This is a genomic window from Frateuria sp., assembly GCF_035943815.1.
Lineage (GTDB): Bacteria > Pseudomonadota > Gammaproteobacteria > Xanthomonadales > Rhodanobacteraceae > Frateuria_A.
The window spans coordinates 140,224-161,227 of record NZ_DASZBU010000014.1 but is presented as its reverse complement, the minus strand read 5'-3'; the positions used below and the strand labels follow the sequence as shown (position 1 = coordinate 161,227).

The following is a 21,004-nucleotide window of genomic DNA, read 5'->3' as shown; positions in this document are numbered from 1 at the left end:
CCGGCATGCGTTCCGATCCTTCTCTTCTGCGCGAGCCCTCGCGCGCCGTGCGCCTGGCCAGTTACGTGCTGGCGGGCATTGCCCTGCTGCTGGTGGTCAAGCTGCACCTGCTCTCGGCGCTGCTGGCCGGCCTGCTGGTGTACGAGCTGGTGCAGACGATCAGCCCGCTGCTGGAGCGGCGCCTGTCCGGCAGCCGTGCCCGCGTCGTCGTGGTGGCGCTGCTCGGCGCCGTGGTGGTCGCGCTGCTGATTTTGCTGGCGCTGGGTGCGATCAGCTTCTTCCGCAGCGAAATCGGCAACCCGCAGGACCTGTGGCGCCTGCAGCTGATGCCGCTGGTGGAAAAGGCGCGCGAGCAACTGCCGGCCGTGCTGGTCGGCTCGCTGCCGGACAGCGTCGACGAACTGCGCGTGATGGCCGGCGAATTGACCCGCAAGCATGCGGCCAGCCTGCAGCTGGCCGGCAAGGACACCGCGCGCGGCTTCGCGCACATCATCATCGGGCTGGTGCTGGGCGCGATCGTCGCACTGAGCCGCAGCGCCCGGTCACCGCACCAGGTAGGACCGCTCGCGGCGGCGCTGGGCCAGCGCTGCCTGCGCCTGGCCGAGGCCTTCCACAACATCGTGTTCGCGCAGATCAAGGTCTCCCTGATCAACACGATGTTCACCGCGATCTTCCTGATCGGCGTGCTGCCGCTCCTGGGGATCCACGTGCCGCTGGCCAAGACACTGGTGGCGCTGACCTTCGTGATCGGCCTGCTGCCGGTGATCGGCAACCTGATCTCCAACACCGCCGTGACCATCGCCGGCCTGTCGGTGTCCCTGGGCGTGGGCATCGCGGCGCTGGTCTTCCTCATCCTGATCCACAAGCTCGAGTACTTCCTCAACGCCCGCATCGTCGGTACCCAGATCCGCGCGCGCGCGTGGGAACTGCTCATCGCCATGCTGGTGATGGAAGCGGCCTTCGGCCTGGCCGGCCTGGTCGCCGCGCCGGTCTACTACGCCTACCTCAAGAGCGAGCTGGAAGGCGAAGCGCTGCTGTAAAGCTGCATCGATAGCTGTTGCGACAGGAAATTTGATTTCCGTCACGGATTGCTGTACCAATTCGTTTAGTTCGCGTTAAAGGAAGCTGCGTGGCAAGGAAGCGCAGGTCTCGCCGTTCGTACCGCTGGGGAGCGGTGGCAGCCGAACTGATTTCAAAATTCTATCTTGGGGAAAATCAAATGCTTAAGACCAAACTCGCGGCCGCCGTGCTGGTCGCGTTGAGCGTCGGTCCGTCCGCCGCGTTCGCTTACGGCCAGACTGCCGCCGCCCAGCAGGACACCACCACCCAGTCCAGCAGCGCCGAGCAGAAGGCCAAGAAGCTCGAAACGGTCACGGTCACCGGCTCGCTGATCCCGCAGACCGACATCGAAACCGCCACGCCGATCATCACGATCACCGCACAGGACATGAAGGTCCGCGGCTTTACCACGGTGGCCGAGGCCCTGCAGCAGTCCTCCTTCGCCACGGGCAGCGTGCAGGGCACTTCCTCGTCGGGGTCCTTTACCCAGGGCGCGCAGACGCTCAGCATGTTCGGCCTGCCGGTCGGCTTCGTGAAGTATCTCGTCGATGGGCGCCCGATGGGTAACTTCCCGGCGCTCTACAACGGCAGCGACACCTTCAACAGTCTCAGCGGCATCCCGATGGAAATGGTCGATCACATCGACGTCCTGCCGGGTGGCCAGTCGTCGCTGTACGGCTCCGACGCGATCGCCGGCGTGGTCAACATCGTGCTCAAGAAGCACGTGGACGCACCGACCATCGACGTACGCTACGGCTGGCATTCCGGCGGCGGCGGCGCGGATCGGCGAATCAGCTTCGCCGACAGTTTCAGCGCCGGCAAATTCAACATGCTGGTGGGCGGGCAGTTCGAGAGCACCCAACCGATCTGGACCGGTGACCGCAGCCTGACCCGCCAGTACTTCACCCAGGGCACCAGCGCGCCGGTCGCCTCGCGCGACTTCCTGGTCTACAGCCCGTTCTCGGGGCACTACTACTTCGAAGATCCCAACAACTGCTCGAACGTGACGAGCCTGTTCGGCGGCACCGAAGGCCTGCGCACCCGCACCCGTGGGCGTACCTACTGCGGCTCGTTCTACACCCCGAGCTACGCGACTGTCACAAACGACCAGAAGACGGCCAACGTCTATACGCACGCCAGCTTCGACGTCAGCGACAACCTGCAGCTGTACGGCGACCTGCTCTACAACTACGACGAGCAGAAGTACTCGATCGGCTCCAACTTCACCTGGTGGGGTACCAGCGTCAAATACGGCGCTTTCTACGACCCGAACCTGCAGGATTACGTCGATCTGCAGAAGGCGTTTGCGCCGGAGGAAACCGGCGGCTTCAAGTCGATCATGAACAAGCAGTACGAGAAGTCGTACATGCTGACCCTGGGTGGCAAGGGCACCTTCGGCGAGTCGAACTGGGACTACGACCTGGGCTTCACCCATTCGGACGACAAGCTGCTGGAGCACAACTTCCAGCGCTTCGCCGGCCCGATCGACAACTACTTCCTCCAGCACGTGCTAGGCCCGCAGCAGGGCATGGACCCTAACTACGGCGCCTATCCGGTGTTCGCCCCCGACTACGCGGCGTTCTACAAGCCGATCTCGCAGGCGGACTTCAGGAGCTTCACCGGTTACACCGACACCAACGCCAAGACCTGGGACAACATGCTGCGCGGCCAGCTGACCAACGCGTCGCTGTTCAAGCTGCCCGGTGGCGATGCCGGCCTGGCGGTGGTGCTGGAAGGCGGCAACCAGGGCTGGTCCTACGTGCCCGATCCGCGCCTGCTCGACGGCGAGGTGTGGGGTACCACGGACGTGCAGGGCGCGGGCCACCGTTCCCGCTATGCGGCCACCACCGAGCTGCGGCTGCCCGTCTTCAGCATGGTGACGCTGGATGCTTCGGGCCGCTACGACAATTACCGCGTGTCCGGCGAGAACGTCCACCACGCCACCTACAACCTGGGGCTGGAATTCCGCCCGATCGAGTCGCTGCTGCTGCGCGGCCGCTACGGCACCGCGTTCAAGGCGCCGACCTTGTCCGACGAGTTCCAGGGCATGAGCGGCTTCTACAGCTTCGTCCCCGACTACCTCAACTGCGGCCGCCTGGGCTACGGCCCGGCGAACATCGCCAGCTGCCCCACGCCGTATGACAGCACGCAGTACTTCGGCCAGCAGGCAGGCAACAAGGCGCTGCAACCGATCACCGCGAAGGTGTGGAGCTATGGCGCGGTGTGGGCACCGACCTCCAAGCTCTCCTTCAGCGTCGATTATCTGCACTGGGACATCAACAACGAGGTCAACACCGAGAGCGCCGATCTGCTTTCGCAGACCGAATACTTGTGCGACATCGGCACACTGGCGATGGGCTCGGCCACCTGTGCCAATGCCTTCGGCCAGATCACCCGCGGCACCTCGACCACGCCCGGGCTGCTCGGCCAGATCCAGCAGATCTTCACGCCGAAGATCAACGTGTCCAACGAACAGGTCAACGCCATCACGGCCAGCATCAACTATGTCCAGGACATCGGCAGCTGGGGCAAGCTGGCGTTCGCGACCTCCTATAGTGACGTGCTCAAGCACACCACCCAGGCCTACCCCAACGACCCGAGCATCGACGTACTGCGCCACCCGGCGGCCTACCCCAACGGAACGGACTTCAAGAGCAAGGTCAACGGCTCGCTGACCTGGACGCCGAACGAGCAGTGGAGCGGCACGGTGTACTTCAACCGCTATGGCCGCACGCCCAACTACCTGGCCTCGGCGCTGGACAACTACACCAGCCCCGGTACCGGCCGGCTGGGCGCGTGGATCCTCTACAACGCCAGTGTGACCTTCAACCCGACCAAGAACCTTGGCCTGTCGTTCCTGGTCAACAACCTGTTCAACAAGATGCCGCCGCTCGACCGCAGCTATCCCGGCACCTCGTCCTCGCCGTACAACGACAGCAACTACAACGTCTACGGTCGTGCGATGTACCTGGAAGCCAACTACAAGTTCGGCGCGAAGTAAGAGAAACAACGCAGCAAGAAAAAGCCCCGCATCCGCGGGGCTTTTTTTTTGCTACAGGGCGATGCCGGCTTCCTCCAGCAGCGCCTGCAGCGGGCGCAGCTCGGCGGCGTACTTCCGCCAGCGGCCGATGGACGAGCGATTGATCGGTTCCCTGACCTGTACCGCACTGGCGGTGGCCACCGGTGCCGGATTCAATTCGAAGCGCAGGCACCCCTCGTGCCAGGGCAGGCCGCAGTGCTCCAGCAGCCTGCGCGTGTTCGACTCCGGGTCGGCCACCAGCGCCTCGTATCCGACTTCGAGGATGCGCCCGGGCAGTACGCGCCGCCAATGCGCCATCAGACGATCGAACAAGAGGTAGTAGCGCCCGGTGTCGAGCAGATCGAACGAATAGTCGTAGTAGGGCGAGGTCTGCGCGAACAACTGCCGGAAATTGCTCAGGCACGTATCCATGGCGCCACGCCGCAGGCAGATGATCCTCGCCTTGGGAAGGGCCTGTGCGATGAAACCTGCATAGAGGAAATTGTGCGGCAGCTTATCGACGAAGCGTGGCCGGGCAGCCGTCGCCGGGCGGGTGCTGGCTAGGTAGTTCTGCCCGAGGCGGCTCCAGTGGACATGCCGCCCGCGTGCGATAGTGTCGGGGTCGAGCATGTGCGGAGTACGGCTGCCGGAGAGCCGCTTGAGCTCGACGCCGAAGTTCTGCAGTTCGCCGGCCGAGTACACCTGCGGATGGCTGGACAGGATGCGCTCGACCAGTGTGGTGCCCGAACGCGGCATGCCGAGCACGAAGATCGGTTCCTCGCTCGGGTCGCCCATATCGGTTGCCACCGGCTCGGGGAACGCGCGCTCCAGGGCCTCGATGAGCACTTCGTCGCGTCGGATCGAGTAGTTGCGAGTGCTCCGGCCTGCCGCCTTGCCGCGCGTCAAATGCTCGAAGGCCAGGGGATAGTCGCCCAGGTCCTCGTATTCCTTGGCGAGCGCAAGATTCAGGTACAGCCGGGCGGGCTGATCGTCGCCCCCCTGCCCCAGCAGCCGCTGCAATCGCTCGATGTGGTTGGACTCGCTGTCCTGCCGGCGCAGGCTGGCCAGGGTGAGGTGGGCTTTCCAGAAGTTCGGTGCCAGGGCGATGCACGCTTCGAGTTCCCGCCCGGCGCCCGCCAGGTCGCCTTCGAAGAGCAACGCAGTCGCCAGGTTGAACCGATAGTGCGCAGCAGTCGGCATGCGCATGACCGCCGTGCGGAACGCCACGGCCGCCCGTGCGTATGCATTGGCCTGGTTGTAGACCACGCCCAGCGTATCGAGCGTCAGGGGATCGTCCGGTTCCAGCGCCATCGCCTGGTCGGCGACCGCCAGCGCCTCGCGCGAAAGCCGGGCGATCGAAAGCGCCTTGGCGAGCTGGGCGGCGAAATCGGCCCGCGTCGGATGGAGCCTGACCGCGTGCTGCAGCAACGGGATGGCCTGCGCAAGCTGCTGCAGCTCCAGGCAGGCGATCCCGGCGATGTAGTGCATGCCCGAGGCCTGCGCCGGCGCCTGGGCCAGTGCGCGCAAGGCGAGATCGCGGGCGGGCTGCCAGTCGCGGCGGTTGAAGGCTGCGATGGCCTCGTCGGCAAGTCGTGAGGTGTCCGTCATGCGGAGATCCAGAACGTGGCCGGCCTCAGCCACCGGCCAGCAGTGCGGCAATCTTCGCCATGTGCGATTGCGCCGTTTCGCGCACCACTTCCTTGTCCGCTTCCGGGTCCTTGCCCTGCCAGTGCAGATCCTCTTGCGGCAGTTCGTTGAGGAAGCGGCTGGGCTGGTTGCTGTGCACTTCACCGTAGCGGCGGGTCTTGGCCGACCAGGACAGGGTGAGCAGCTCCTTGGCGCGGGTGATGCCGACGTACATCAGGCGCCGTTCCTCGTCGATGCGGCCCTCGTCGATGGCGCCCTCGTGCGGCAGCGTGCCTTCCTCGCAGCCGACGATGAAGACGAAGCGGAACTCCAGGCCCTTGGCCGCGTGCAGGGTCATCATGCGCACCGCGTTGCCGGGCTCGTCGCGGTCGGCGTGGCTGAGCAGGGCGAGCTGCGCGGCCAGGTCACCGGCGCTGTTGCCCTTCTGCATGGCGCGGAACCAGTCGCAAAGCTCCTGCAGGTTGGCCATGCGTCGATCGCGCAGCGCGGCGTCGGGCGTGCTCGCGGCGATGTGCGCGGCGTAGCCGCTGCGCTTCAAGATGCGCTCGACCAGGTCGGCGGCGCTTTCGTGCAGCGAGGCGCTGCGCAGTTCGTCGAGCAGTTCGGCGAAGCCGGCCAGCGCCGCGGCGGGGCGCGGCGTGAGCTGGCGCAGCACCGCGTCGCTGCGGGTCGCTTCCAGCAGCGAGCAGTGCCTGGACTGCGCGAGCTGGCCGAGCTTCTCCAGCGTGGTGGCGCCCACCTCGCGTTTGGGCACGTTGACCACGCGAAGGAAGGCCGCGTCGTCGCTGGGATTGGTCAGCAGGCGCAGGTAGCAGAGCAGGTCCTTCACCTCGGCGCGGTCGAGAAAGGACAGCGCGCCGGTGAGGTGGTAGGGAATGCGGGCCAGGCGCAGCGCCTTTTCGAGCGGACGGGCCTGGAAGTTGCCGCGGTAGAGGATGGCGATGTCGTGCCAGCGCGCCTTGTGCTTCTCCGCCAGCGTAGCGACGATCGCCGCCACCTTCTCCGCCTCGTGCTCGGCCTCCTTGCATTCGAGCACGCGGATCGGCGCGCCCTCCGGGTGCTCGCTCCAGAGCTTCTTCTCGTGCAGGTGCGGGTTGTTGGCGATCAGCCGGTTGGCCGCGCGCAGGATGCGCTTGCCGCAGCGGTAGTTCTGCTCCAGCTTGATCACGCGCAGGTTCGGCCAGTCGCGGCCGAGCTGGTCGATGTTCTCCGGGTTCGCGCCGCGCCAGGCGTAGATCGACTGATCGTCGTCGCCCACGCAGGTGATGCGGCCGCGCTCGCCGGCCAGGCTCTTGAGCAGCCGGTACTGCGCGTCGTTGGTGTCCTGGTACTCATCCACCAGCAGGTAGCGCAAACGTTCGCGCCAGGCGTCGCGGCATTCGGCGTCCGATTCGAGGATGCGCAGCGGCAGGCGGATCAGGTCGTCGAAGTCGACCGCGTTGAAGGCGGCCAGGCGCTGCTGGTACATCTGGTAGATCGTCGCCGCTTCCAGCTCGCGCGGTGCGCGCGCGGCGGCCAGCGCTTCCTCCGGCGAGAGGCCGGCGTTCTTGGCGCGGCTCAGCAGGTTCCGAAGGCCGAACAGCACGTCCGGCTTGACGCCCTTTGGAGCCAGCTCCTTGACGATCCCTTCGCTGTCGTCGGCGTCCAGCACCGAGAAGCCGCGGCGCAGACCGGCGCGCGCATGCTCGATCTGCAGGAATTTGAGGCCCAGCGCGTGGAAGGTGCACACGGTGAGCGCGGCGGCGTCCTCGCTGCTGACCAGCTTGCCCACGCGCTCGCGCATCTCGCGGGCGGCCTTGTTGGTGAAGGTGATCGCCGCGATCTTGCCGGCCGCGAGCTTCCGCCGCTGGATCAGGTGGGCGATCTTCTGGGTGATCACCGAGGTCTTGCCGGAGCCCGCGCCGGCCAGCACCAGCAGCGGGCTGTCGCAGTGTTCGACGGCGGCCAATTGTTGCGGATTGAGCATGGAACGGGCGGTGGTGCGGGCGGGGGACGATGGTAGCAGAGCGCCCTCCCGGGGCCGGATGGAGGTGGCATGCCCGGCTCCTGCAGGCTTGCCGCATCCGCCATAATCGCCCCGTTGTCGGCACGCGGGGAGCGCGCATGGAGAGGGAATCGGCAATCGAGCGGTGCGACGTGGCGATCATCGGCGGCGGCCCCGCCGGCAGTACCGCGGCCGCGCTGCTGGCACGGCGCGGCTACCGCGTGATCGCGCTGGAAAAGGAACGCCACCCGCGCTTCCATATCGGCGAATCGCTGTTGCCGATGAACCTGCCGATCTTCGAGCGCCTGGGTGTGCTCGACAAGGTGCGAGCGCTGGGCGTGCTCAAGGCCGGCGCCGATTTCGAGGCGGCCAACGAGCGCGGCTACAACGTGTTTTCCTTTGGCCGCGCGCTCGGTGACAGCCCGCCGCACAGCTACCAGGTGTGGCGGCAGGATTTCGACAAGATGCTCTACGACCACGCGCGCGAGTGCGGCGCCGATGCGCGCGAGGGCCAGGAGGTGCTCAAGCTCGAGCAGGCCGGGCCGCGCGAGAGCCTGCTCGAAGTGCGCGGGGACGATGGCCGCCGGTATAGCCTCCAGGCGCGCTACGTGGTCGACGCCAGCGGCCGCGACGCCTTCCTGTCGTCCAGGAAGAAGCTCAAGCGCAAGAACCGGCTGCACCAGAGCGCCGCCCTGTTCAGCCGTTTCGCAAATGCGGCGCGCCGACCCGGCGAGGACGAGGGCAACGTCAGCATCTACCGCTTCGAGCACGGCTGGATGTGGATGATCCCGCTGCCGGACGGCAGCATGAGCGTGGGCGCGGTGTGCTGGCCCGAGTACCTCAAGCGCCGCCGCGGCGACACGCGCGAGTTCCTGCTCGACACGCTGCGCCGGAACGCCGCGCTATGGCAGCGGCTGGAAGGCGCCGAACTGGTCGACGAGGTGCGCGCGGCCGGCAATTATTCCTACGACTCCGCGCGGATGGCCGGCCCAGGCTGGATCCTGGTCGGCGACGCCTTCGCCTTCCTCGACCCGGTCTTTTCCTCCGGCGTGTTCCTGGCGATGGACGCCGCCGAACGGGCGGTCGAGGTGGTCGACGGCGCGCTGCGCGATCCCGCGCGCGAGGCGGCGCTGCAGGGCGCGCTGGAGAAGCGCCTGCGCGATGGCATGGCGCGCTTCGCCTTCTTCATCTATCGCTTCAACGAACCGGTGATGCGGCAGATGTTCCGCGCACCGCGCAACGTCTGGCAGCTGGAGCAGGGCGTGATCTCGATGCTCGCCGGCGACCTGTTCGACGCTCCCCGCGTGCTGCTGCGGCTGCGCCTGTTCAAGCTGGTCTACGCGATCATGGTGTTGCGCAACCTTCCTGGATGGTGGGCCGGGCATCGCCAGCGTCTTGCGCAGGCGCGCGCCGAGTGAGCCCGGTCGCGCCTACAATGCGCCGTTTCCGCTGACCGACCGGCCCTGCCGGCGCCTCATGGCCAAGCTCTACTTCTATTACGGTTCTAAATGGTCGTAAGTGGACGTAAATAACCCATTGAACTATGGCCGTTTATGTGTGTGAGGTATAAGGACGCGTATCTGCGCATACCCCCAAATCAGGGGGGATGGGGGTAGAATCGGGGGTATCGACAAGCCTCTGGGTTGCTCAAGATGAAGCGCCAGCTAAGCGACCTCGTAGTCAAGAGCAGTACGTTTAAGAAGCTCGCTCAAACGCGCCAAGTGTCACCCGGGACCCAAGGCCTGAAGCTCGCAGATGGCGGAGGACTGTACCTGTGGATATCAGCTGGCAACGCGAAAAGTTGGCGCTACAAGTACCGGCTGTTGGGCAGGGAAGGCACCTTCGTGATCGGCAGCTATCCGCAGGTTTCCCTCGCGGAAGCTCGTAAGGCCCATGAGCTTGCTCGCAAACAGGTTGCGCAAGGAATCGATCCGGGGAAGCACAAGAAGGCAGAACTCCAAAAGGCGGTGGTGGCGGGCGGGAACACCTTTGAGGCAGTGGCGCGCGCATGGATTGCCCACAAGGCGAATCCGGACAATCCCAGACACTGTTCCGCCGGCTACGCCACTAAGGTGCTTCGCATCTTGGAGCGGGACGTCTTTCCAAAAGTTGGTGCGCTCAACGTGGGCGATGTGGGCGCAGCGGAGCTCAGCTCCATCATGGAAGCCGTAGCAAGCCGCAAGAAACTAAAGATGCCGCACCAGAAGAAGGTGCGGGTGCGCGCGCATGGTGCGACCACCACGGCTATTCACATTGGCCAGATCGCCCATGCCGTGTTCGCCTACGCTTCATCCAAGGGAATAATAAACACAGCCTATGATCCGACGTGGGCGCTCCGAGCTTTAGTCGCCCGACCCGAAGTTCAGCACAGCAAGTACCTTAAGCCTGATGCGCTCCCGGTGCTTTGGCACGAGCTGACCAATGCCGGCGCGAGCGAGCAAGTGAAGCTCGCCATCAAGTTGCTGGCTGTAACCTTCGTCCGCACGAACGAGTTGCGCAACGCTGAATGGTCCGAGTTCGACTTGACCGGGACGGCAGACCTCGGTCCGCATTGGTTGATCCCCGCCAATAAGACCAAGAAAAGCCGAGAACACGCGGTGCCCTTGGCCGGCACCGCGCTGCAGTTGATTGCCGAGCTTCGAAAGCTCACGGGCCACTCACGGTACTTGTTCCCCAGCCGGAGCGATCCGGATCGGCCCATGAACCCCAACACGATCAACCAGACGCTGTACCGGATCGGGTATCACGGGAAGCTGTCGGCGCATGGGTTTCGGGCGACTGCGTCGACTGCGCTCAATGAACGCGGGTTCCCGTCGCATGTGGTGGAAATGCAGCTGTCTCATTGGCGGCGGAGCAGGACAGAAGCGTCATACAATCACGCGACGTATTGGCCTGAACGGATCAAAATGATGGAGTTTTGGGCCAATTTTGTTATGTCAGCGAAAACTAATGTCGTGCCATTCAAGAAAAGTATGTAAGCCGTTGTTGACATTGATACCGGTTAGTGCGAATCTGTAAGTCGGCAGGGCGCCAAACGCCTGTCATCAACTAAGCCCCCAATGGAGTGAAGCCAGATATTGGCGCTCACTCCATTGGGGGCTTTTTCGTTTGGGAGCGCTGAAAGATGTCCAATAATGAAGCAAAGAAGGGGGCAGTATCGGCTGCTGCTTCGCTTAGTAGGAAGACGGCAAGTCGTGCCGTCAAGCCGAGGGCCCCCCTTATTCCCCTGAATCAACCAGGGAGGTTACGGATGGCAAACCTGATGGCGGTCTTCGGTTGCTCGCACACGACCATCTACCAGGGAATGAAAACGGGCGAATTTCCTAAGCCGGACGGCTATGACTGGCCGAATAGGCCGCCCGGCAAACAAGGGCGTCCGTATTGGAACACAGAGACCATTAGGGCGCGATTGGAAGAATAAGCGGTCCCGTCAGCCAGGGGACCGTACGCAGCTTGGCGTCTGCCTGCCCTAAAGGCGGCCACTGTCCCTGCGTATTCGTAGTTGTCGCGCTAGACCTGGCTTACGCAAAAAAGTATTGGCTCCGACGCGTGCTTCCGCACACGTCGGCAGGCAAGATTTGCCTTTTTTTGCCACAGGAGAACTGGCATGGTCGGCCGCTATATTGAAGAGCAGCTGTCTTCCCGTCCCGCTCGCGTTCCTACGAAAGTTGCCGCCGAATACCTCGGCGTATCACCTCGGACGCTTGAGGACTGGCGCGCAAAGAAGATGGGGCCGAATTACGTTCGGGTCGGCCACAAGGTTCGCTATGAACCGAGCGAGTTAGAGGCTTTCATTTCGAAAGTGTCAATCTCATCCCGCTGATGGGACGCGACTGCAGTGAACGTGCTGTCCCGTAGGCCGCTATAAATACTCCGCAATCCGATAGCCATGGACACTCGCATCGGGCTGGACAAGATGAGGGTCAGGTACACATATGGGAATAGCATTAGCGGTAACGCCGATTACCAACGTCTACAGGGGTGGGTCGGGAGTAGCCTGATGGGGGATTTTGGGACCAAGGGAAAGTTACAAAAGGTCCACCCAGAGGGTTCTCTGACCAACGTACACCAGAAGCTGCCGGAGGGAGGGTATTTGCATCTAATGTACGGAGAGGCAGGGAAGAAACAGAGCTTATGGGTCGAATTCAATCCTGCCAAGCTTTCGGCGAACGATCTGGCCGCGCTCAAGGGCCATCTATCAATTCTTCTGGAAGACGGATTCGCTACATTGGTCTACAGCGGATGGATGAGCCGGGTGGAGATAAACATCGACGTTGACGGTGCGGTTTTTGGCGACTATCTGTACGTTGACACCTCATTACGGACATCTAACGCCGCCTACGAGCATTCAGGGACGATGTATATAGGCGGCCAAAAGAGCAACCGACGGTTTACTGTCTATGACAAGTCCAAGGAGCAAAGCTACGGCGGCATCTATGCCGCGCCCACCTTGCGCGTAGAAGCGATATTGCAAAACCGCAAAGGCTTCCCGCTCGCTCAAACCATCGTGCAACCATCGCCTTTTTTGACGCTGCTTATCCTCAACCGGGCGGCGCTAGGAAAAAGCAGCGATCCAACGGTAGGTGAGTTCATTAAGCGCGCTAAAGCGCCGGGACACTCTGCCCAGGCGGCCTACCAATCTTTTCCACTCAAGCAGAGAAAAGGGCTGCAACAGGCGTTACAGGAGCTTCAACCAGCTTGGTGGCAGCCCGCCAACATATGGTGTGGGTTCCCCGCAAGCCTTGGGTGGATGGCCTATCTGGCAGAGCCTTAAGTGAAGCAAGCCTCGTTGGGACTTTCGGTTACCGAAAGGGTCGGCGCGCCCTGCGCAAATTCCGCTTGGGCACGCCACCACCTTTGCGGAAGCGTTATAGCCCAGAGTAGTTATGGGCCATCAATAAATTTTTCCAAATACACGACCTTTCTATATACAACCGTTGCCCAAGTGTCACGCTTAACCCTCCACACCACGGGTTGAAAATGACACATAACTCGTCGCAACTCACTGCGATGCTTTGGGAGACGGAAGAACGGCTTATCCACGGCCTGGTATCCTTGCCCCCAGCGCAGCATCGATCCTGTTCGCTATCTCGCGGGGTTCCCGACCGCTGGCTTCTCGCCAGCGCATTGCAGAAATGCATTCGCCGTGGTTTGCATGCTGAGGCGGTGGAAGTTGCTGCGGCGCTGCACGCGATGGATGCCGAGTACGCATGGCGGCGGCTTCGCGTAATCGCGTTGGAGGATGTCGGTCTAGGCAACATCGAACGCGTTAGCGCTGTACTGGCAATCGCGGGAAAAAGAAGAGTTCGCGACGCCTTCGGCGACCTTCGACTCCTCACGGCGACCGCGCATTCACTTTCTGTGGGCTTAAAAGATCGCACTGCTTGCGACTTGCTTAGGATTGGCTGCTCCCCCGAGGCCGCTAGTTTTCGCAGCACGCTCTTGGAAGCGCCGCTGCGCTGGGAACCCCTGGCTCTGGACGAACGCGCCCCGGTCTGGCGGCGCGTGGTGGCCCTCCAACTGTTGGCTGGCCTTACAGAAAGAACGCGCGCGGGCTACCGGACGCTCTCTAGAGCAAACCCCCATGCGGTGCTGCGGGTCGTCGAGGCTTTGAAGCCCCACCCATTGGTTGCTTACGCCGTGGTCAGGGGTAAAGGGACCGAGTCGCTGAACGTCGCGCTGCTGTTTGCCCATCTGCTGCGAGAGTCGACTGATCACCGCCCGATTGTTTCGCGCGTGGAGGAAATCCAGAATTGCCCGCGCATAGGCGGCCTCATTGCGCCAACATTTTGCATGTACACGCGCGTAGGTCTGCGGGCACTGCGGACGTTCTTGTGTGGAGACGCTGAGCTCCGGGCGACGTTACGAAACGCTGGCGCGAACAACGGGTTCGAAGCGCTAGGACTGCTCCTGTTTCAAGTTGAATCCGGTCTGCTGGACCGTGCCGAGGACTATGCGCACCAGGTTCGGATTGAGGCGGAGCGTGCAGAACTGATGGCTATCGGCATCGGGGATGATGCCGCCGGCGCAACGTTACGCATGTTGGTCAGATGTCACCTGCCGATGTTAAACAAGGCTCGGCGCGCCGCGTGGAGGGCTTATCTGACCGACGCCAAGGTCTCCGGGGCCGCGATATGAGCAAGCAGCTCGCCGGCTTAACTAGCGATAACCTTCCATTCTCGCTACCTATCCTAGGGGACAGGAGGCGCGTCCCGGTGGCCCGTGCAATCAATTGCACGACGAACTCCCTCTCGCCCGTGCAATCGATTGCAGGCGCCTAACTGCAACCTGAGACCCGATATCTGCAAGCGTCCTTGGCGGAAGCGACGAAGCGGGCCTATCGTGCGGATGTTGAGGCCTTTCTGTCGTGGGGAGGCGTGATCCCCTCGACTCCGACGCAGGTGGCTCGTTACCTAGCCGGACTGGCCGAGAACTTGTGCCCGGCGACACTGCAACGCCGAGCGGTGGCGATAGGCAAAGCGCATGTGGCGCAGGCCTACACCGATCCCACAAAGGACGAGCACGTACGAGCGACCTTGCGAGGAATCCGTCGGGTGCATGGCCGTCCTCAGCGGCAATCCGTCGCGTTGCTCAAGGAAGACTTGCTGGTAGTGGTGGATGCTTTGCCCGATTCCCTGATTGGCGTTCGCGACAGGGCCTTGCTGCTGGTGGGGTTCGCGGGAGGGTTCCGCCGTAGCGAGCTGGTCGGGATCGATGTCGCGGATCTGAAGTTCGTGCCTGAGGGGCTACTGGTGACGTTGCGTCGGAGCAAGACAGACCAGCAAGGGATTGGTAGACGGGTAGGCATCCCCTATGGGCGTACCCGTGCTTGCCCGGTTAAAGCGCTGCGTGCATGGCTGGACAGGGCCTCAATTGCCACCGGACCCGTCTTTCGGCCCGTTAGCAAGCGCGGGCGAGCGGGCTGCCGGCCCCTTACCGCTCAGAGCGTTAACCTCGTCCTTCGAAAACGCGTTGCCAGTGTGGGGCTCTCCTGCGACGGCCTTTCCGCCCACAGCCTGCGAGCTGGGTTGGTGACGGCCGCCGCCAAACTCGGAGTTAGCTCATGGAAGATTCGTCAGCAAACGGGACACCGCAGCGATGCCATGCTTCAGAGGTACATCCGCGACGCCGATATCTTCGTCGAGAACGCGGCGGGGGCAATCTTGTGATGACGGCGGGTTACGCCCCGGCTGCCGATGAGTCGGCCAATTCGGCTTGATGAGGTGGGTTAGGGCTGCGGGTGCTCAGTAGCGTTGCGTCGTGGATGGGTGCCTATTTGAACCCGGATCGGGATGTCCTTGGTGCTGGCTCGGGGGGGGGCAGGGCCCGCTAAGACAGGGGTCCCTGTCCCGGCGGATGACCGGTGAGGCTTTGACGTCCGCTAAACATCCCCCTGCCTAAAGTTTCTTTACGGGTGTAAAGTTGACACCTCTACCTCTGTTGGAGCCACCATGGCCAAGCTCACGTATGCGCCGGTCTTCTTTGTAGTCGCGCACGTGACTCACAGCCCCGTGCTTAAACTGGGCAGTCTCATTCCTGAGTTGCAAGATCGATTGCGGAAGGTCGGCTTCCCAGGCTATCGCCAGCATACGCAAATGACGCTGACCGTCGGAGCTAATATGGCTGTGCCCGGTGAGGCCCAGGTCAATCAAGGGCAAGTGAGTTCCCATATCTTTTCCGGGCGCGATCCGTCCGAATCCTTTGTTGTGGGTCAGGATGGCTTTGCCCTGCAGACGGTCGAGTACGAAACGATTGAAGACTTCTCGCTCAAATTTCGCCGTGGGATGGAGGTCATCAAAGAGATCTTGGCGCCGGATTCCGTCACGCGGGTTGGGATGCGCTTTATCGACGCGGTGGTACCGCCACCGGGCGGAGCACTAAGCGACTACATTCGAGAGCAATTCTTAGGGCTGACGAATACCCCGCGGGATGACTGGTTCATCACGTACAACTTTAACGAATCGCTCCACACACGCGGCGACCAGCAGACGAAGACGCGCATCCTTACCCAGAACGGGCAGTTGACCTACCCGCCGGATTTGGCAGGTCCAATCGTACCCACGCTTCCCGCCCGTTTCGCAGAGATTAACGGGGTCCATACGCTTATCGATACGGACTCATGGTTCGCGACTGGCAGTGAAATCGCGTTGGAGTTCGATCCTCGGGTGATCGTTGATAGACTCTCGAGCCTCAAAGCGGACATTCGCGACTCTTTCCTTGCAGTCGTTACAGACGCCGCCCTCCAAGCCTGGAAGTAACCATGGCACAGCTCGCCCCTAGCACACGCATCCTACGCCGCGCCCCCATGCCCTTGGCTACCTTGTTGGCGGGTGTTTGCCTGGCGGGGACCGGTGGCGCCACGCAGATCCCACCTAACGCCGTCGGATATCTTCCGGCAGGTGTGAGATTGTCCGTGTCCCCTGTGCGACGCATCGCCGGGGCCAAAGTCAAGCGGATCATGACCGGTATGGGCATTTCGGCCGCTGCTCTGGCTCGTGTTCTCGGCGTGTCGCGGCAGACGTTGTACAACTGGATCAATGGCGATCAAGCCAGCGAGAACCACGCGACACGTATCGATACCTTAATGAGAGCTCATGAGGCGCTCCTTACGGTCGATCAACCACAGCGGCCCCTTCTCACCCAGCCGTTGCGAGCGAGCCAGAATTTCTGGCAGCTGGTTCAGACTGGGGAGGATCCGGAGGTCTTGGCTCGCGCCATCTTGGCGTCGCAAGGGCGCCGCGCCGATCAGCGGGCGTTGATGGCGGAGCGCCTTGCAGCCAAACGCGCCAAAGGCACTGTGGTGGACGGCTCGTCGGATGACCTGACGTAGGCAGCGCCATGACGGACGAGTATCGTGACATCGCCTGGCGCCAGGGAGCAGTCTTTACGTACTCAAATTTAGCGGGCCCCAGCCGGATGGGGGTTATCGCAAGCCACGATTGCGATCTTTGTGCAGACTTGGAAATCGAGGACGTCATCGAGTATGTGCCTTTCGGCCTGATCGATGCACTTAACGGGTCCATGACGCTGGGCAAGAACGCTCGCCGACTACATGTCGAGATCCTTGATGACAATCTGCAGCGGAAGATAGCGGAGCTCGACATCAGGAAACGCGCCATCATCCGTAAAGATGATTTCGTCCAAGACGCTAAACCTTACCCGTACCAACTGGCCACCCAAGATTTGGTGGTCTTCAGGCGCTGGCTTAGCGCGCGTTACGCCCGATCAGCATTTGCCAATTCGTTCGAAGTCCAGATGGACCGCGTCAGGAAGAGCATAGATCGGCTAGCGAAAACGCATGGAACGGGTATTCGCGCGATGTACTTCGACGTCGACGATAACCAGCTTATTGAACGCTCTGAAGCCGATGAGCCATATGCGTTGGCGATCTACGCCGTGTATCCCCCTGCTACTCCGGATAACGAGGCGGCGGAGTTCGCCACGCGCTTAGAACAGATTTTCACCAAGGCGTTTTACGATCCAGCCACCAAACTTTGGGCTGGTATCGAGATTACCGGGTGCGACGCCGTTGCTGAAGACGTCTTCCCGCTCGCTCTGGCGCTGAGTACTAAGCCTTGGCGTGTCGATCATCGAAGCTATAGCGGTCAGCAGGCAACTAGTCTCTACCCAGATCAAGGAAGTTAAATTGCATGTTTCACGCACTGGTGTGTAGCCATTTCGTCACGCCTTTGGGCTTTCTTAGAACGACCAGTCCAGAGGTCGCCGTCTCGCTCACATACGCCCTTTCAGTCCCATAGCACCTCTCGGCTAGCCTAAGGGCGTAGCGCCAGCTTGATGTTCAGACCATGCCCGAGCGGATCTCTGCCATCGGGGTCCGCACGCGGTCGATAGACTCTCTTGTGACCGCCATATTCCAGACGTGGATGTAAACGCTCTTCGCCAGTAGCTCTTTTTCTATGTCGGAAAAGGGCGGCGAGGGCAGCCTCGCTGCGACCTCATCCAGGATAAGGACTTCGACGTCCGCCTTGGTCTGCTCCTTCTCCCAAAATCGGTCGAGAATCTGCAGTCGAGCCTTGATGGCGGCAAGCAAACCACGGCTCGCCTGTTTGACTCGTTCGCGCGCCGTGTTGTCCAGACCGTCTTTCGTAAGTAGGTCGAACAGCGCTAGTTCGTCTTCGCCCAGGCCCTCGCGTGTAGCTCGCTTCAGCTCATCATCAAGGCCGTTCACAAGCTCCAGCAGCCGCCTGAAAGTCTCTTCAATCGTCACCCGGTCTTTCTCACCGTTGTAGTCAGCAATGATGCCCTCGTACTTGAGCTGATAGTTCATCCGTGCTGGGTTACGCGCAAGCATCTGGGCTAGCTTCCTCTCAACGAGCAGCCGAATGTCCTCGATCGCCGTCGCCTTGCGCTGTACCTTCTTCGCGAATTCGTCGCGGAGGCGCTCCAGATTGATCTGACTGAGGTCAAAGGTCAGTCCCCCGGCTTGGTCATCACCGGGTGCCTGGGTGCGGATGGCCTCGTTGACTATCCGGTGAAGCGCTTTCAGTAGCTCCGTTACATCGGCCGTATCACGGCGTTCGGTCAGCTTCTTATAGATCGCCTCGATGTTATCGTGCCGTTCCGCGTAGCCCCAAGCGCTGGGCTCCATCAGCAGTGCCTTGAAGCGGACGAACACCTGCCGCGCAAGAATCTCGAACCGGTGCTTGCTATCGTCGCTCGTATAAACCGCCTCCACGGCGTCCTTGAGACCCTTGATTCGGTCAAAGCCCTTGGCACCGATCAGCGTCGCCGGGTCGAATCCTAGTCCCCGAAGGTGCGCATCGGTTGCCTCGATGGCTTCGAGCAACGCCTGCACCCGCTCCTCTATCGGTGCGATGATTTCCTCGTCGCCGGAGCCGTCATCGCCAAGCGCGTATTGGGCCAGCGCCGCGCGCAGGCTTTTCAGCATGCCGTTGTAGTCCACGATCAGGCCGAAGTCCTTGCTCGGATAGACGCGATTGGCTCGCGCAATCGCCTGCATCAAGGTGTGCGCCTTCATCGGCTTGTCGATGTAGAGCGTAGAGAGGCATTCCACGTCAAAGCCAGTCAGCCACATGGCGCAGACAATCGCGACCCGAAACGGATGTTTGGGGTTCTTGAACGCGGTCTCGATATCCACGCGCTGGCCATCGCCCGTGGCGAAACCTTTCTTCATTAGTTCCCGATGCGGAATGATGTCGAAGCCCCATTTTCTGAAGTCCACGACCTCGTTTTGGGCCTCGCTGATGATGATCTCCACGATGGTCTCGTCAAGCCACTCTGCCTGCGCGGACAGCTTGGTGGCCTGAGCCTTCAGGGCAGCCCGCAGCAGTTGGTCATTCTCCCCCTCGGCTTGCGCATGCTTGGCATCGGCGTCCGCCCGCACTTGCGCCGCTTTCGCCTGCCAGTGGGGCATGATCCGCTGGTGCATCCGCGCACAGGTAATTTTGTCGATGCACACAAACAGCACCTTGCCCGACTCCCAGCGCGTCGTGCAGTGCTCGACGAAGTCGGCGGCGATCTTGTCTAGCCGCTCGTCGGCGGTGATTACTTCGTAATCCTTGCCCAGCAGCCTGTCGAGCAATGCCATCTGATCCGGGTCGAGCTCGGCCTGCTCGATTCTTTCAGCGATGCGATCATTCAAATCGAGCTTGGCGACGCCAAGCTTCTCGCCGCGGTTCTCGTAGATGAGCTTGACTGTCGCACCGTCCTCCTCTGAGCGCTTGAAGTCGTAACGTGAGACGTAGTCGCCGAAGATCCGCTTGGTGATCTCGTCTTGTTTGAATAACGGCGTTCCAGTAAAGCCGATGAACGCAGCATTGGGTAGCGCGACCCGCATATTGCGCGCGAGCCGTCCGGCCTGTGTTCGGTGCGCCTCGTCGGACATCACGATAATGTCGTCGCGCTCGCTATAAGGCTGGGCGGGATCCACGTTTTTGTTGAACTTGTGGATCAGACTAAAGACGTACGGGTGGTTCTGCTTCAGCACCCGCTGAAGGTCGTCGCCAGACTCAGCCCGTGGTGTCTGCTGGCCGGCGACGCCGCAACCGACAAAAGTTTTGTAGATCTGGCTGTCCAGATCGTTGCGGTCTGTCATCAGCAGAAAGGTAAAGTTGCCCGGTACCTTCCGCCGTACCTTCTCTGCAAAGAACGCCATCGAGTAGGATTTGCCGCTCCCTTGTGTATGCCAGAACACGCCCAGCCGTCCTAACTCGGGATGCGCCCGCTCGACGATCTCGATAGGACCGTCTGGGATGTAGGACACGCCTGGCACATCGGCGACCGCTGGCCATGCAAGCTCGGCTGGCCGCTTGCGTTGTTTCGGCGGGCGTCTTTCTAGCGGTAGCTCTACCGCGCGATTCTGCATCCGCAATTGCAGCGGGAATTTCGCCTTGAGTTCCTCCTGCCGGGCCACCGACGCCACCGCGCGATTCACGCCCAGCACCTGATGGTTGCGCGCTACCACCTTGCGGGTGGTGCCAGGCTTGCTCTCGTCGAACAGGATGAAGTTTTCGACTAGGTCCAGCAGGCGCTCAGGCGCAAGCATGCCGTCCAGCAAGCGCTTCGCATCAACCTGGCTTGTTCCCGCCTCGTCTAGACGTTTCCACTCGTTGAAATGCTCCCACTCGCTCGTGATTGAGCCGTAGCGGGCGCGGTCGCCGTTGGACACGATCAGGAAAGCGTTGTGATGGAACGCATGGGCAATGACGTGCTCGTCCATGTAGTCGCGTAGGTTGCCATCGAAGCCGGCGCGAATATTTTTGTAGACCGCCTTCAACTCAATGAACACTAGCGGCAGGCCATTGACGAAGCAGACCAGGTCGGCACGGCGGTTGTAGTTTGGCGTGCGGATACCGGTGAGCTTGAGTTCGCGCACGGCAAGGAAGCGGTTGGGGCTCCCGCCGTTGGGCAACGTGGCATTGTTGAAGTCGATCACGCGTGCGCGGGCCGATTTTTGATGCCCAGCCGTGTCGCGGTAGGTCACTGGCACGCCGCCGCGAATCAACCTGTAGAAATCGCGATTGTGCTGCACCATCGAGCGGCTCACGTCATACACGGTCAACGCGCGCAGCGCGTCGTCGATCGCCGCGGTCGGCAAGCTAGGGTTGAGCCGTTCCAGCGCCGCGCGCAAGTCGCGAGTGAGAACAGCTTCCTGGGTATCGTTGCGACCAAGCGTGCCGTCCGGGCCGAAAGTCTCCGCGTTCCACGCGGTTACGCTGTCCCAGCCCAGCACTTCAAGGTGCTCGGCAAAGGTCGCCTGCACCAGCCTGTCCTCGCTGTTGATGGATGTCATCGCCATCGTGCCTGTCCCCTGT

Annotated in this window: 14 protein-coding genes; 11 read left to right on the top strand and 3 right to left on the bottom strand. The window is 62.1% G+C overall.

The features are described from left to right. Nucleotides 1-5 precede the first annotated feature (5 nt). Together VGU65_RS10065 and VGU65_RS10060 are read left to right on the top strand one after the other, a co-directional pair. The gene (locus tag VGU65_RS10065; RefSeq protein WP_327475299.1) at nucleotides 6-1,040 is read left to right on the top strand and encodes an AI-2E family transporter; all 1,035 of its coding nucleotides are present in this window, start codon (nucleotides 6-8) and stop codon (nucleotides 1,038-1,040) included. A gap of 179 nt (nucleotides 1,041-1,219) precedes the next feature. Next, on the top strand, nucleotides 1,220-4,060 hold the full coding sequence (locus tag VGU65_RS10060) for a TonB-dependent receptor domain-containing protein (protein ID WP_327475298.1): 2,841 nt from the start codon (nucleotides 1,220-1,222) through the stop codon (nucleotides 4,058-4,060). Between the two features lie 51 nt (nucleotides 4,061-4,111). On the opposite strand, the gene VGU65_RS10055 is transcribed toward VGU65_RS10060, so the two are convergent. Together VGU65_RS10055 and VGU65_RS10050 are read right to left on the bottom strand one after the other, a co-directional pair. Further along, the gene (locus tag VGU65_RS10055; RefSeq protein ID WP_327475297.1) at nucleotides 4,112-5,686 is read right to left on the bottom strand and encodes a tetratricopeptide repeat-containing sulfotransferase family protein; all 1,575 of its coding nucleotides are present in this window, start codon (nucleotides 5,684-5,686) and stop codon (nucleotides 4,112-4,114) included. 25 nt (nucleotides 5,687-5,711) lie between these two features. Beyond that, nucleotides 5,712-7,691 carry a UvrD-helicase domain-containing protein gene (locus VGU65_RS10050; protein WP_327475295.1) on the bottom strand — a complete coding sequence of 660 codons (1,980 nt, stop codon included), beginning with the start codon at nucleotides 7,689-7,691 and terminating at the stop codon, nucleotides 5,712-5,714. A 137-nt stretch (nucleotides 7,692-7,828) separates the two neighbouring features. Between VGU65_RS10050 and VGU65_RS10045 the strand changes: the two genes are divergently transcribed. The 9 genes from VGU65_RS10045 to VGU65_RS10005 all read left to right on the top strand — a co-directional run bounded on the left by VGU65_RS10045 (nucleotide 7,829) and on the right by VGU65_RS10005 (nucleotide 17,354). Beyond that, nucleotides 7,829-9,127, top strand: a complete 1,299-nt coding sequence (locus tag VGU65_RS10045; protein WP_327475293.1) for an NAD(P)/FAD-dependent oxidoreductase — start codon at nucleotides 7,829-7,831, stop codon at nucleotides 9,125-9,127. A gap of 234 nt (nucleotides 9,128-9,361) precedes the next feature. Then, the gene (locus tag VGU65_RS10040) at nucleotides 9,362-10,687 is read left to right on the top strand and encodes a tyrosine-type recombinase/integrase (protein WP_327475292.1); all 1,326 of its coding nucleotides are present in this window, start codon (nucleotides 9,362-9,364) and stop codon (nucleotides 10,685-10,687) included. 629 nt (nucleotides 10,688-11,316) lie between these two features. Then, nucleotides 11,317-11,532: a helix-turn-helix domain-containing protein gene (locus VGU65_RS10035; RefSeq protein ID WP_327475291.1), complete on the top strand. Its 216-nt coding sequence runs from the start codon at nucleotides 11,317-11,319 to the stop codon at nucleotides 11,530-11,532. A gap of 66 nt (nucleotides 11,533-11,598) precedes the next feature. Beyond that, nucleotides 11,599-12,483 (top strand): hypothetical protein, encoded by an 885-nt coding sequence (locus VGU65_RS10030; protein WP_327475290.1) that lies wholly within the window; start codon nucleotides 11,599-11,601, stop codon nucleotides 12,481-12,483. 206 nt (nucleotides 12,484-12,689) lie between these two features. Further along, complete coding sequence (locus VGU65_RS10025; protein ID WP_327475288.1) at nucleotides 12,690-13,847, top strand: hypothetical protein; 1,158 nt, start codon at nucleotides 12,690-12,692, stop codon at nucleotides 13,845-13,847. A 176-nt stretch (nucleotides 13,848-14,023) separates the two neighbouring features. Then, complete coding sequence (locus VGU65_RS10020; RefSeq protein ID WP_327475286.1) at nucleotides 14,024-14,878, top strand: site-specific integrase; 855 nt, start codon at nucleotides 14,024-14,026, stop codon at nucleotides 14,876-14,878. A gap of 282 nt (nucleotides 14,879-15,160) precedes the next feature. Further along, on the top strand, nucleotides 15,161-15,967 hold the full coding sequence (locus tag VGU65_RS10015) for a TIGR04255 family protein (RefSeq protein WP_327475284.1): 807 nt from the start codon (nucleotides 15,161-15,163) through the stop codon (nucleotides 15,965-15,967). A 164-nt stretch (nucleotides 15,968-16,131) separates the two neighbouring features. Beyond that, nucleotides 16,132-16,539: a helix-turn-helix transcriptional regulator gene (locus VGU65_RS10010; protein WP_327475282.1), complete on the top strand. Its 408-nt coding sequence runs from the start codon at nucleotides 16,132-16,134 to the stop codon at nucleotides 16,537-16,539. Between the two features lie 8 nt (nucleotides 16,540-16,547). Next, a complete protein-coding gene (locus tag VGU65_RS10005; RefSeq protein ID WP_327475280.1) occupies nucleotides 16,548-17,354 on the top strand; it encodes a hypothetical protein in 807 nt (268 codons plus the stop codon). A gap of 154 nt (nucleotides 17,355-17,508) precedes the next feature. Here VGU65_RS10005 and VGU65_RS10000 read toward each other — a convergent pair whose 3' ends face one another. After that, on the bottom strand, nucleotides 17,509-20,982 hold the full coding sequence (locus VGU65_RS10000; protein WP_327475277.1) for a type I restriction endonuclease subunit R: 3,474 nt from the start codon (nucleotides 20,980-20,982) through the stop codon (nucleotides 17,509-17,511). Nucleotides 20,983-21,004 lie beyond the last annotated feature (22 nt).

Coding starts and splice junctions, on each gene's coding strand:
- VGU65_RS10065 (WP_327475299.1), top strand. CDS start 6: ATGCGTTCCGATCCTTCTCTTCTGCGCGAGCCCTCGCGCGCCGTGCGC.
- VGU65_RS10060 (WP_327475298.1), top strand. CDS start 1,220: ATGCTTAAGACCAAACTCGCGGCCGCCGTGCTGGTCGCGTTGAGCGTC.
- VGU65_RS10055 (WP_327475297.1), bottom strand. CDS start 5,686: ATGACGGACACCTCACGACTTGCCGACGAGGCCATCGCAGCCTTCAAC.
- VGU65_RS10050 (WP_327475295.1), bottom strand. CDS start 7,691: ATGCTCAATCCGCAACAATTGGCCGCCGTCGAACACTGCGACAGCCCG.
- VGU65_RS10045 (WP_327475293.1), top strand. CDS start 7,829: ATGGAGAGGGAATCGGCAATCGAGCGGTGCGACGTGGCGATCATCGGC.
- VGU65_RS10040 (WP_327475292.1), top strand. CDS start 9,362: ATGAAGCGCCAGCTAAGCGACCTCGTAGTCAAGAGCAGTACGTTTAAG.
- VGU65_RS10035 (WP_327475291.1), top strand. CDS start 11,317: ATGGTCGGCCGCTATATTGAAGAGCAGCTGTCTTCCCGTCCCGCTCGC.
- VGU65_RS10030 (WP_327475290.1), top strand. CDS start 11,599: ATGGACACTCGCATCGGGCTGGACAAGATGAGGGTCAGGTACACATAT.
- VGU65_RS10025 (WP_327475288.1), top strand. CDS start 12,690: ATGACACATAACTCGTCGCAACTCACTGCGATGCTTTGGGAGACGGAA.
- VGU65_RS10015 (WP_327475284.1), top strand. CDS start 15,161: ATGGCCAAGCTCACGTATGCGCCGGTCTTCTTTGTAGTCGCGCACGTG.
- VGU65_RS10005 (WP_327475280.1), top strand. CDS start 16,548: ATGACGGACGAGTATCGTGACATCGCCTGGCGCCAGGGAGCAGTCTTT.
- VGU65_RS10000 (WP_327475277.1), bottom strand. CDS start 20,982: ATGACATCCATCAACAGCGAGGACAGGCTGGTGCAGGCGACCTTTGCC.